Below are 12,326 nucleotides of genomic sequence, written 5' to 3'. Positions count from 1 at the left end.
TGTGGCAAAAGCAAATGGTAGGAAAATAAAAAGCCCCGCTATTCCTAAGAATAACGAGGCCTTTTGGAAGCGAGCGGAAGACGGGACTCGAACCCGCGACCCTAACCTTGGCAAGGTTATGCTCTACCAACTGAGCTACTTCCGCAAAATATTGTTTGCTCAAACTTGTGTACTCGAAGCGGGACTTGAACCCGCACAGCCGCAATGGCCAAAGGATTTTAAGTCCTTCGTGTCTACCGATTCCACCATTCGAGCATCCCTTTCTCTTAAGAGATGAGCGGAAGACGGGACTCGAACCCGCGACCCTAACCTTGGCAAGGTTATGCTCTACCAACTGAGCTACTTCCGCATTGTTGCATTGTTTTCGTTTGCGAGTGCAAAGGTAGATGAAATTTTTGTTTCTGCAAATATTTGGAATAAAAAAATGCAGGGCAACGCATTTTTTTAGTTTCTCACAACCCATTCCTGTCTGTCGGACGATACTGGAGTCATGTAATATTTTCTTAATGGAAATTGCGATACGCCCTTTGTCGGTGCTCCGGTCCCATAGCCGATATCATATTCAGTTCCGCATTCCGGGCAAATTGCTTTTCCTGCATTGTCGGCTTCTATGATGATATTCTTTTTGGCTTCGTGGGGACAGCACAGATCAAATGCATAGTAGGTCGCATTTCCGTAATTGTCGATTCCGCATACAACCAAAACACCGGAAAAGCCCGTCTTTTCTCCGGCAGTACGGGCTTTAGTGATGGATTTGTGATTGTATATGCCTACTAGATCTTTGTCGCCGAAGCGCAGGTCTAGTTCCAAATATACCGGTGCATAGGGTATATCCGATTCTTCGAATTTGGAACACGAACAAACTAATGATATAAGTAAGCAAAATAAAAACCGTTTCATCGTTTATTAGGATAACAGCTGTTGCTCAGCCTCGTTTACTCTATTAAACGCGAAACCGTCCATGATATTTTGCATCAAGGCGGAAATCTGGTCATTGCATAAATTTCCGATACTTCCTTCGTGCGTATGGTGAACTTTCTTGACAGGGACGAATTTACCAGCTTCGATGTTCAATCCTATCTGCTTGTAAGCGTCACGGAAAGGCATACCTTCCAAAACGAGGCGGTTTACCTCTTCCACACTAAAGAGGAGTGCATATTTGTCATCGTCTAAGATCTGCTCGTTCACCTTTACTTCCCGCATCATGTGCGTAACCATGCGAAGGCAATCCTTCAACTCGTCGAAAGAGGGAAGGAATACTTCCTTTATGATCTGCAGGTCGCGGAAATAGCCTGATGGAAGGTTGTTGCTGATCAGTGTGATCTGCTGGGGCAATCCTTGCAGCTTGTTGCATTTGGCACGCGTCAGCTCGAATACGTCCGGATTCTTTTTATGCGGCATGATACTGGATCCTGTTGTGAACTGGTCCGGCAACTTGATGAAACCGAAGTTCTGGCTGTTGAACATACAAGCATCGAAAGCTAGTTTGGAAAGGGTTGCCGCAATGCCGGCCATGGCAAAAGCTACGGTACGTTCCATTTTGCCACGTCCCATCTGGGCGTAAACGACATTATAATCGAGCGAGTCGAAGCCGAGCAGATCTGTTGTCATCTGGCGTCTCAGCGGGAAAGAAGAGCCATATCCGGCCGCAGAGCCCAACGGGTTGCGGTTGCAAACTTTATAAGCAGCCTGCATCATCTGCAAATCATCGGTCAGGCTTTCGGCATAGGCGCCGAACCAAAGTCCGAATGATGACGGCATGGCAATCTGTAAATGTGTATATCCGGGAAGCAGCACGTCCTTATAACGGTTACTCTGCGAGATCAACACCTCGAACAGGTCGGATACCAACTCTACGATTTCCTGAATCTGTGCGCGGGTGAACAGCTTCAGATCCAGCAGCACTTGGTCGTTACGTGAACGTCCGCTGTGTATCTTTTTCCCTGTGTCACCCAGGCTGCGTGTCAGCATCAATTCCACCTGCGAGTGGACGTCTTCCACGCCCTCTTCAATTACAAACCGGCCACAGTCGGCAACGGCATAGATATTTTTCAGTTCGGCAAGCAAGATCGTCAGTTCCTCTTTGGTAAGCAGCCCGATGCTTTCCAGCATGGTGATGTGAGCCATCGAGCCGAGCACGTCGTACTTGGCGAGATAGAGATCCATCTCACGGTCTTTGCCTACCGTAAAGGTATCCACTTCCTGGTCTACCTGAACATTCTTTTCCCAAAGTTTCTGAGCCATCAAAAAAACATTTAATAAGGCAGGGATGCCAACATGGTCGATATTTTATCGATCGCATCCTGCAATGGTTTTGATACCATTGGTTTGATAAACGGATTCAGTTCGGCGCGGACGGTTATTTTCATCCGTGTGTCGTTCTCTTCTACCTGTTTTAGCTGAATCCAAAGGAACAGAGGAACAGGCGAGTTCGTGGTCGTGAATTTGATCGTCTTGTTCGGTTCACGTTCCACGATCTGGAAGGTTATCTTGCCTACCGGTGCGACGGAAAAACTGCAAGAGTCTTTATCGAACTCGAAATCTTGAATCTTATCTTGAGGTATGCGGTCCTGCACCTTTCCTAAGTTGGATAGGTCGGACAGCATATTAAAAATACGATCCTCGTTAAAGGGGATCGTTTTCACTTCGCTAACAAATTCAGTCATTTTCACTTACTTTGTTTCGGGATTCCAGTTTGCCGGATCTTTGCGCCATTCCTGAAGGACTGCGATTTCGGATTCGTCAATGTAATCTGTACGCAATGCTTCTTCCAGCACGGCATCATAGTTACTTAGAGTCGTCAATGTAACTTTTGCCTCTTTGAAAGCCTCTACTGCAACAGGGAAACCATACGTGAAAATGGCAACCATACCGGCAACGTCACAACCGAAATTACGGACAGCCTGTACGGCTTTCAAACTACTACCACCTGTAGAAACCAAATCTTCTACAATCACTACTTTTGAACCCGGTTTCAGTTCGCCTTCAATCAGGTTTTCCAATCCATGATCTTTAGGAGTTGAACGGATGTACACGAACGGCAGACCCAGTAGGTCGGCAACTAATGCACCCTGGGCGATTGCTCCGGTTGCAACACCAGCAATAGCATCGGCATTTTCATACTTTTCGCTGATTGTGCGAGCCAGCTCCAGTTTAATGAAACTTCTGATTTCCGGATAGGAAAGTGTCTTTCTGTTGTCGTTGTAGATTGGTGATTTCCAACCGGATGCCCATGTGAAAGGATTGGCCGGCTGCAATTTGACCGCCTTAATCTTTAATAATCTCTCTGCTACTAATCTTTCCAGTGTTTTCATACAACCTAATAAAAATGTTTATATCAGTCTGCAAAGGTAGACAAAGGGAATGAGATAACCTTGTAGTTCTTCAAAAAAATAAGCTATACATATTGTATAGCAGGTTTAAGGAGAGTTTATGCCACAGCTATGCCTAAAATACTGATCCGGATGCCGGATATGGCTTTCATGGCTTCTGCACAGGCGTTCATGGTGGAACCGGTCGTAATAACATCGTCCACCAGTAGAATGTGTTTGTTTTTCAACGTGTCGGTGTTCTCTACACGGAAGATGTCCTCTACATTTTCCGATCGTTCGAATATCTGCTTGCGGGTTTGACTTTCGGTCTTTTTTATGCGGGACAAGGATGAGGTGTCGACCGCGATTCCAGTGGCGGAACGGATGCCGTATGCGATCCATTCCGACTGGTTATAACCTCTTTGCCTCATTCTTTTCGGGTGGAGCGGGACCGGCAAAAGGAGATCGACGGTGTCGAACAGCCCTGTCTCCCGGTAGGTGGTAGCAGCCATGTGTCCCAGTTCGTATCCGAGTTTTTTGTTTCCATGATATTTTAAGGAATGGATCAGCTTTTGCCCGCTTCCCCCTTTCGTGAAGTGGAGCAGAGCGGTGGCGGCGACGAAAGATGTTTTTCCCTGTAAAAGCAGACAGACCGGATTCGTCTCCATATCCGTAAAATGCGTGTAGGGCAAATGATTCGAACAATGCAGGCAAATATGCTCTTCCCCTTCCATCAAAGACCTCTGGCAAAGCAGGCAGAGGCGGGGATAGAAAAGGTTGAGGAGGTCATTCAAAATCATCCTCGTAGTCATTCCCGTTGAACAGTTGTTTCAGGCAGCGGCTTGTTTCCCTTGTTTCGAAACCGCGTCCGGCGGCGAAGCGGAGCAGTTTGGCGTAAACTTCCCGATCGTCCTTCCCACGGGTTACTTTCTTTTTGCTTTTCAGGAGAGAAAGAAGGATGGAGCGATATTCTTGTTCGTCGATACCTTCCAGTGCTTCCGAGCGGATACTGGACGGAATGCCTTTCCGCTGCATCTCGTAGTTGATCTTGACACGTCCCCATTTGTTGAAGCGTAATTTGTCGTTTACGAAATAGCGTGCAAAGCGGCTTTCGTCGATGAAACGTTCTTGTAGCAGGCGGGAAACGATCCGGTCGCTTTCTTCCCCGGCCAATCCCGCCGCTTTGATTTTCTTTTCGACATCCTGGATGCAGCGTTCGCTGGCAGAACAGTAGGCGGCTGCCCGGTGAAGCATTTCAGATTCACTGATTTGTTTCATTTGCGTGCTTTTATGATCCGGTCCCTGCCGGACAGGTCTTGGATCAATTCGATATTCTTGTAGCCTTCTTCCTCCAGCATCTCAACAACCATATTGCCGCATGCCGCATTGATTTCGAAGTAGAGACGGCCGTTTCTTCTCAGTTTTTTCTTTCCGAAATGGGCAATATGCCAATAATAGAGCAGCGGGTCGTTGTCCGGGACGAAAAGAGCCAGGTGTGGTTCGTAGTCCAGCACGTTCCGCTCCATGTCTTTTTTTTCTTCCTCCTTGATGTAGGGCGGATTGCTGACGATAACGTCCAGAATAAACGGAATGTCCATTTCCGCTTTCTCCGGGTCTAGGATATCTGTCTGGATGAAAGTGACCGTTGTGTTGTTGCGTTTGGCATTCCGGCGGGCGGTCGCGAGCGCTTCCGCCGAAATGTCCGTCGCAATCACGCTTGCTTTTTTCAGATGCTTCCGGAGTGTGACAGCTATGCAGCCGCTTCCCGTTCCGATATCCAATATCTTGATCTTTTTATCTGCATTGTCGAGGATGACCTGCTCGACCAGTTCTTCGGTTTCCGGGCGCGGTATCAGGACGGACGGGTCCACTTCGAACTGAAGGCTGTAGAAATCGGCCGTCCCTAATATGTATTGGATAGGCTCCATCTGCTTCAAACGTTCGACTATGTCATGAATCCGGCTTTTTTCGCTTTCTGGCAGTTCTTTGTCTTTACAAAATAAAAAATGATGCGGCTGAATATTACAAACCCGCTCCATAATTAAACGAACTAGGCTGCTGACCTCGGAGGATGGGTATAGATCCCTCAATGATTCCTTAATGTATGCGATGGTTTCAGTCATATTTTGTTTTTGGGCAAAAGTAAGCATAAGATAAATTGCAACCAAACAAAGAAAGAATTTTCCGATATCGAAACAAAGGTTTCCAAACAGTGAAACAAAAATTTTTCTACGGTGAAAATATATTTTCCCGCTGGTTTTTCATAATCTTTGTACCTTTGTCCCGAGAACATCGCAAGGTATGTTTTGGGTTGCCCGAAACGATTCGAGTAACTCTAAACGCCTTGTCCTTGCAGGGAGCAGGATTATCCTCCAAAGTCGGATAATTCCAAAATCAACGATACCTTGTGGTGAATATAGGGTTACACATAATAAACTCTCTCTTTTCTCTTATACTGTTTATTCAAATGCGCAAGGAAAAACCGATAAAAATTGCTACCTTTGCACTCATTATCGGACTGCTAATGACCTGAGAAAGCAATTAAAACAACATATGAAACTCCTTCGTTGTCTTATAGGCTTTGGTCAGCCTCGCAGGGATAGCGAAGGAGTTTTCGCTTTAATATAAACCATGGCTGTACAAAGTGAAGCCGCACTTGAAAATGCTCTGATTCATGCCCTTGAACAAATGAGCTATGAATACGTGAAGATTGAAGAAGAAAGCAATCTCCGCGATAATTTCAAATGCCAGCTCGAAAAACATAACCGCAAACAACTTGCGGAAATAGGGCGTGAACATTTCACCGAATCGGAGTTTGAAAAGATTTTGCTTCATTTGGAGGGCGGCTCACGCTTTGAAAAATCCAAGAAACTGCGCGACCTCTATCCACTCGAAACCGAAAATGGGGAACGTGTGTGGGTGGAATTTCTCAATAAGAAACAATGGTGTCAGAATGAGTTTCAGGTATCAAACCAAATCACCATTGAGGGTAGGAAGAAATGCCGCTATGATGTGACGATATTGGTAAATGGTTTGCCGTTGGTGCAAATCGAATTAAAAAAGCGAGGGGTGGAACTGCGCCAAGCCTACGACCAAGTGCAACGCTACCATAAGACATCGTTTCATGGCTTGTTCGACTATATACAGGTTTTCGTTATCTCCAACGGTGTAAACACCCGCTATTTCGCCAACAACCCCAACCAAGGCTACAAGTTTACTTTCAATTGGACGGACAAGGATAACAACCCCTTCAACGACCTCAGTCTGTTTGCAGCAATGTTCTTTGATAAATGTACCCTTGGTAAGATGATTAGCAAATACATCGTGCTTCATGAGGGTGACAAATGTCTGATGGTGTTGCGCCCCTATCAGTTCTATGCCGTGGAGGAGATTTTGGATAAGGTGCAGAACTCTACCGACAACGGCTTCATTTGGCACACTACGGGAGCTGGCAAGACTCTTACTTCTTTTAAGGCGGCACAACTCGTTTCGGAGTTGGATGGCGTGGATAAGGTGATGTTTGTGGTGGACCGTCACGACCTTGACACGCAGACGCAATCGGAATATGAAGCGTTCGAACCCGGTGCAGTGGATAGCACGGACAACACCGATGAACTGACGAAGAAACTTTCAAGCGATTCGAAAATCATTATCACTACCATTCAGAAACTCAATGCAGCCGTTACGAAGCAATGGTACAGCAAGCGTTTGGATGAAGTGAGGAAGTCGCGCATCATCATGATTTTCGATGAGTGTCATCGTAGCCATTTCGGTGAGAGCCACAAAAATATTGTCAACTTCTTTACCAATACGCAAATATTCGGCTTCACGGGGACACCTATATTCAAGGAGAACTCTAAGAACGACCGTACCACCGAAGAAATCTTCGACAAGTGTCTGCACAAGTACCTGATTAAAGATGCCATTGCTGATGAGAATGTACTTGGCTTTTTGGTGGAATACTACCACGGCAACGAGGAGGTATCACCGGGACAGGAAAGCCGTATGCACGAGATTGCCAAATTCATTCTCAACAATTTCAGCAAATCCACCTTTGACGGTGAGTTTGACGCGCTATTTGCCGTGCAGAATGTGCCGATGCTCATTCGTTACTATAAGATTTTCAAGGAACTGAATCCTAAAATCTCAATCGGTGCAATCTTCACCTATTCATCTAACCCTAACGAGGACGATGAACTGACGGGCATGAACAGCGGTTTTGTCAACGAATCCGTGCCGGAGGCTGACGATATGCAGGAAATCATCAACGACTACAACCAAATGTTTGGTACGAATTTCTCCATCGAGAATTTCCGTGCTTACTACGATGATGTCAATCTGCGGTTGAAAAAGAAGAAAACCGACATGAAACCGCTCGACCTTTGTTTGGTCGTGGGTATGTTCCTCACAGGCTTCGATTCCAAGAAGCTGAACACGCTGTATGTGGATAAGAATTTGGAATACCACGGATTGTTGCAAGCGTTCTCACGTACCAACCGTGTACTCAACGAGCACAAACGTTTTGGTAAGATTGTCTGTTTCCGCGACCTCAAGAGCAATGTGGACGAATCCATAAAACTGTTCAGCAACGGGGGTACGGGCACTATCATCCGCGAGGCTTTCGAGGTGGTGAAAAAGGAATATGCCGACATCGCCAAAGATTTCCTTGCCAAATATCCCGACACTGCGGCTGTCGATGCGTTGAAGACCGAACCCGAAAAGCGTGACTTCATTCTCGCTTTCCGTGAGTTGATAAAGAAACATGCGGAGATACAAATCTACGAGGACTATTCGGAGGATGACCCCGAATTGGGCATATCCGAACAACTGTACAACGACTTCCGAAGTAAGTACCTCGACATTCACGACACGTTCCTTGACAGCACTACCGTAGGCGGCACTTCCGTTGAGGATAATTCCACCGAAGACGAAATAGGACTTGAAGACATCGACTTCTGTCTTGAACTGTTGCACAGCGACATTATCAATGTGGCTTATATCCTCGAGCTGATTGCAGAACTCAATCCGTTCAGTGAAAACTATGAGGAACAACGCCGCCATATCATCGACACAATGATTAAAGATGCCGAGCTGCGCAGCAAGTCGCAACTGATTGACGGCTTTATCCGCCAGAATGTAGATGAAGACAAGGAGGGCTTCGTGGAGCGCAAGAAGAAAGCGGATGGTTCTGTTGACCTCGAAGAACGGCTCAACCAATATATCCGTCAGGAAAAAGGCAAAGCCATTGACCGCCTTGCGGAAGATGAGCAGTTGCCTACCGAACTGCTGAACCGTTTCCTCTCGGAGTATGACTTCTCACAAAAGGTGCAACCCGAAATCATTCAAACGGCAGTCAAGGAGAAGCACCTCGGCTTGCTAAAGACGCGCAGAACCGTGAACCGTATTCTCGACCGTCTGCGCAATATTATCAGAACATTCTCTTGGGACTAAAAGATGGCGTATGAAAACAAATGACCCCGGCTATGTTTATATACTGACCAATCCCAGTTTTCGAGAGGATTGGGTGAAAATAGGTAAAAGTACTCGTCCCGTTGACATTCGTTCAAAGGAGTTGGACAATACCGCTGTGCCGTTGCCTTTTGAAATCTTTGCCACGATGAAGACTTCTAAATTCAATGAGGTTGAAAGACTTGTGCATAAGACAATAGACCGATTGACAGACTTGCGTATTCGGCAAAATAGGGAATTCTTTAATGTTGACCCCAAAGTGGCTCTTGATATTTTCAGAGACATCGCTTTGACAATTGACGATGCGGTCATAACTGAATATGAGGACAATAAACCTATTATAGCGCATCCCGAAAAGAAAGAAAAGAAATCAGAATTTTCTCGACCGAAAAAACGGGAGCGATTCAAATTCAGCATGGTACATATCAAGATAGGTGAATATATTACTTTTATCCCTACCAATCTGAAAGTGAAAGTTGCAAGTGATGATTCCATCGAATATGACGGACGAATTTACAAATTGTCTCCTTTTGTCGGTACGTTTCTTCCGGGAGAAAAGAGAACACCTTCAAATGCCTATCAGGGAAGCAAGTATTTCTCGTACAACGGAAAAATATTAGATGACTTAAGGACAGCCTTTGAAAAAGAAGCTGATAATGAAATAAACATTGTAGAAAACAAAACTGTTTAAGAACATGAGTGAAGAACTCCAACAAAAACTCCGCGCCCAGCTTTGGGAGGTTGCCAACAACCTGCGCGGCAATATGTCAGCCAACGAATTTATGTACTTCTCGTTGGGCTTTATCTTTTATAAGTACCTTTCTGAAAAAATAGAGAACTATGCTGACCGTGCGCTTGAAGATGACGAAATCACTTTCAAACAGTTGTGGCAGTCAGGCGAAGAAGATGCCCTTGAACTTCAAGAGGAAGTCAAGAAGCAGTGTTTGGAAAATATCGGTTATTTTGTAGAGCCGCAATATCTCTTCACCTCTATCATTGACGCAATTAAGCGCAAGGAGAATATTATTCCCTCTCTCGAACGTTCGCTGAAGCGCATTGAGGACAGTACGCTCGGACAAGAGAGTGAGGACGATTTTGGAGGTTTGTTTTCAGACATAGACCTTGCTTCGCCCAAGCTCGGCAAAACTACCGATGACAAGAATACGCTCATATCCAATGTACTGATTGCTTTGAACGGCATTGACTTCGGAGCGGACGAAGCTACGCAGATAGATATTCTCGGCGATGCTTATGAATATATGATTTCTCAGTTTGCCGCTGGAGCGGGCAAGAAAGCCGGAGAATTTTACACACCGCAAGAAGTGAGCCAGATTCTTGCCGAGATAGTGACTATCGGACATACTCGCTTACGCAATGTATATGACCCTACTTGCGGTTCGGGTTCACTGCTTATTCGTGCAGCTCATACGGGACGGGCATACGAGATATTCGGGCAGGAGAAAAACCCCACTACTTACAACTTGTGCCGTATGAATATGTTGCTGCATGGTATCAAGTTCAGTAATTTCCAAATAGAGAATGGCGACACCTTGGAGGCGGACGCTTTCGGTGACACCCAGTTCGATGCCGTGGTTGCCAATCCTCCTTTCTCCGCAGAGTGGAGTGCCGCCGACAAGTTCAACAATGATGACCGTTTCAGCCGTGCCGGTCGCCTTGCTCCGCGCAAGACAGCTGACTATGCCTTTATACTGCACATGCTCTATCATCTTGTGGATGGTGGTACAATGGCTTGCGTTGTACCGCACGGCGTATTGTTCCGTGGTAATGCCGAGGGCGTTATCCGCCGTTTCCTTATCGAGAAGAAGAACTGCATTGACGCAATTATCGGCTTGCCAGCCAATATCTTCTACGGCACTTCCATTCCCACTTGTATTCTCGTGATGAAGAAATGCCGCAAGGAGGACGATAATATTTTGTTTATTGACGCAAGCAAGGAGTTTGAAAAGGTCAAGACCCAAAACAAACTACGCAAGGAGCATATCGACAAGATTGTAGATACTTACCGCAATCGCACCGAGATAGAAAAGTACAGCCACCTCGCCACCTTGCAGGAAGTAGCCGATAACGACTACAATTTGAACATTCCCCGTTATGTGGATACCTTTGAAGAGGAAGAGCCTATCGACATTAAGGCTGTCATGGCTGAAATCAAGGAATTGGAAGCCAAACGTGCTGACCTTGACAAAGAGATTGAAGGCTACCTTCGTGAACTGGGAATTGTAGAATAAAACGAAGAGGGTAAGATTATGGCTAAAAAGTTCGAGATAAGAAACAGCACAGCGGAGTTCTTGATATTTACTGTCGCAGACAAAGAGCAAGGGGTTGAAGTGTTGTATAAAGATGAAAGCATTTGGGCGACACAAAAAGTTATTGCCACTCTTTTTGATGTGGATAGAACGGTTGTCACCAAGCACTTGAAGAATATTTTCGACACTTGTGAATTGGATAAGGAAGTGGTATGTGCAATTTTTGCACATACCACCGAGCATGGGGCTATAGACGGAAAAACGCAGACTAAAGAAGTACAATACTATAATCTTGATGCTATCATCTCTGTGGGCTACCGTGTCAATTCCATTCGTGCCACCCAATTCCGCCAATGGTGTACCTATGTGTTGCGCCAATTTGCCATCCGTGGTTATGTCATAGACAAGAAACGCATGGAAAACGGTTCTTTTATCGGTGAGGATTATTTTGAACACTTGTTGGCTGAAGTCCGTGAGATACGATTGAGTGAACGCCGTTTCTACCAAAAACTCACCGATATTTACGCCACTGCCATTGACTACAATCGCGATGCGCCCACTACACGGCTGTTCTTCAAAAAGGTTCAGAACAAAATGCACTATGCCGTACATGGGCATACGGCTGCCGAACTTATCGTGCAACGTGCAAACTCCGAGAAAGAACACATGGGGCTTACCTCTTGGGAAAATGCTCCTGACGGAAAGATAGTGAAGCCCGATGTGGTTATAGCAAAAAACTATCTGAAAGAAAACGAGTTGGAAAATATGGCGCAATTAGTCAATGCTGTTCTTGATTTAGCAGAACGAATGGCGAAACGTCACATTCCGATGACTATGGAAGATTGGGCAAAACGTATTGACATCATCCTCGAAGCCGGAGGTGATGCGATATTAGCCGATGCAGGAAAGATTACGGCAGAGTTCGCCAAGGAATTTGCCGAATCGGAATTCGAGAAATACCGTATCGTTCAAGACCGTTTGTTTAGCTCCGATTTCGACCGTTTCAATAATGGCGACAACTTGTTGCCTTTTGATATTAACCCCGATAAAGAGTAAGGATAAGACTTAAACGCATATTGAAACTGCTACATATCGTAGCAGTTTTTCTTGCAGCATAACGAAATTTGATTAGAGATTAAAAATAACTATGGCAAATAATAACGACAATAAAGTCCTTAATGTTCCACCTTTGCGTTTCCCGGAGTTCAGTGGAGAGTGGAAAATGTGTACTATAGGCGAACTAATTACAAAAGTGGGTAGTGGTGTTACGCCAAGAGGT

The 12,326-nt window shown here is 45.6% G+C and carries 11 protein-coding genes, 3 tRNA genes and 1 pseudogene; 5 read left to right on the top strand and 10 right to left on the bottom strand.

Translation table 11 applies throughout. The features are described 5' to 3' along the window. Positions 1 to 72 precede the first annotated feature (72 nt). From BHV83_RS09765 to prmC, 10 genes are all read right to left on the bottom strand, one after another. A tRNA-Gly gene (locus BHV83_RS09765) sits at positions 73 to 145 on the bottom strand. A 25-nt stretch (positions 146 to 170) separates the two neighbouring features. Continuing rightward, a tRNA-Leu gene (locus BHV83_RS09760) sits at positions 171 to 255 on the bottom strand. A gap of 21 nt (positions 256 to 276) precedes the next feature. Beyond that, positions 277 to 349, bottom strand: a tRNA-Gly gene (locus tag BHV83_RS09755). Between the two features lie 95 nt (positions 350 to 444). Then, complete coding sequence (locus BHV83_RS09750; RefSeq protein WP_229040268.1) at positions 445 to 810, bottom strand: Rieske (2Fe-2S) protein; 366 nt, start codon at positions 808 to 810, stop codon at positions 445 to 447. A gap of 96 nt (positions 811 to 906) precedes the next feature. Beyond that, positions 907 to 2,244, bottom strand: a complete 1,338-nt coding sequence (gene argH, locus BHV83_RS09745; RefSeq protein WP_122204108.1) for an argininosuccinate lyase — start codon at positions 2,242 to 2,244, stop codon at positions 907 to 909. Positions 2,245 to 2,255: 11 nt separating this feature from the next. Then, entirely contained in the window at positions 2,256 to 2,666 is a 411-nt protein-coding gene (locus tag BHV83_RS09740) for an SRPBCC family protein (RefSeq protein ID WP_005650490.1), read from the bottom strand. 6 nt (positions 2,667 to 2,672) lie between these two features. Further along, complete coding sequence (pyrE, locus tag BHV83_RS09735) at positions 2,673 to 3,314, bottom strand: orotate phosphoribosyltransferase (protein WP_005637349.1); 642 nt, start codon at positions 3,312 to 3,314, stop codon at positions 2,673 to 2,675. A gap of 116 nt (positions 3,315 to 3,430) precedes the next feature. Beyond that, positions 3,431 to 4,123, bottom strand: a complete 693-nt coding sequence (locus BHV83_RS09730; RefSeq protein WP_022321409.1) for a ComF family protein — start codon at positions 4,121 to 4,123, stop codon at positions 3,431 to 3,433. Beyond that, complete coding sequence (locus BHV83_RS09725) at positions 4,098 to 4,589, bottom strand: regulatory protein RecX (protein WP_005637346.1); 492 nt, start codon at positions 4,587 to 4,589, stop codon at positions 4,098 to 4,100. The genes BHV83_RS09730 and BHV83_RS09725 overlap by 26 nt, the downstream gene beginning before the upstream one ends. Continuing rightward, a complete protein-coding gene (prmC, locus tag BHV83_RS09720; protein ID WP_008154364.1) occupies positions 4,586 to 5,434 on the bottom strand; it encodes a peptide chain release factor N(5)-glutamine methyltransferase in 849 nt (282 codons plus the stop codon). The genes BHV83_RS09725 and prmC overlap by 4 nt, the downstream gene beginning before the upstream one ends. A gap of 508 nt (positions 5,435 to 5,942) precedes the next feature. Between prmC and BHV83_RS09715 the strand changes: the two genes are divergently transcribed. The 5 genes and pseudogenes from BHV83_RS09715 to BHV83_RS21840 all read left to right on the top strand — a co-directional run. After that, entirely contained in the window at positions 5,943 to 8,762 is a 2,820-nt protein-coding gene (locus BHV83_RS09715; RefSeq protein WP_122205281.1) for a type I restriction endonuclease subunit R, read from the top strand. Between the two features lie 10 nt (positions 8,763 to 8,772). Then, positions 8,773 to 9,471 carry a GIY-YIG nuclease family protein gene (locus tag BHV83_RS09710; RefSeq protein ID WP_005648256.1) on the top strand — a complete coding sequence of 233 codons (699 nt, stop codon included), beginning with the start codon at positions 8,773 to 8,775 and terminating at the stop codon, positions 9,469 to 9,471. 4 nt (positions 9,472 to 9,475) lie between these two features. Then, positions 9,476 to 11,029 (top strand): type I restriction-modification system subunit M, encoded by a 1,554-nt coding sequence (locus BHV83_RS09705; RefSeq protein ID WP_005648253.1) that lies wholly within the window; start codon positions 9,476 to 9,478, stop codon positions 11,027 to 11,029. A gap of 18 nt (positions 11,030 to 11,047) precedes the next feature. Further along, complete coding sequence (locus tag BHV83_RS09700) at positions 11,048 to 12,103, top strand: virulence RhuM family protein (RefSeq protein ID WP_122205282.1); 1,056 nt, start codon at positions 11,048 to 11,050, stop codon at positions 12,101 to 12,103. Positions 12,104 to 12,194: 91 nt separating this feature from the next. Further along, a pseudogene (locus BHV83_RS21840) lies at positions 12,195 to 12,326 on the top strand (restriction endonuclease subunit S); the annotation flags it as partial.

Source organism: Parabacteroides sp. merdae-related_45_40, assembly GCF_001915675.1.
The sequence above is the reverse complement of the archived record's forward strand: the minus strand, read 5'-3'. Positions and strand labels throughout refer to the sequence as shown.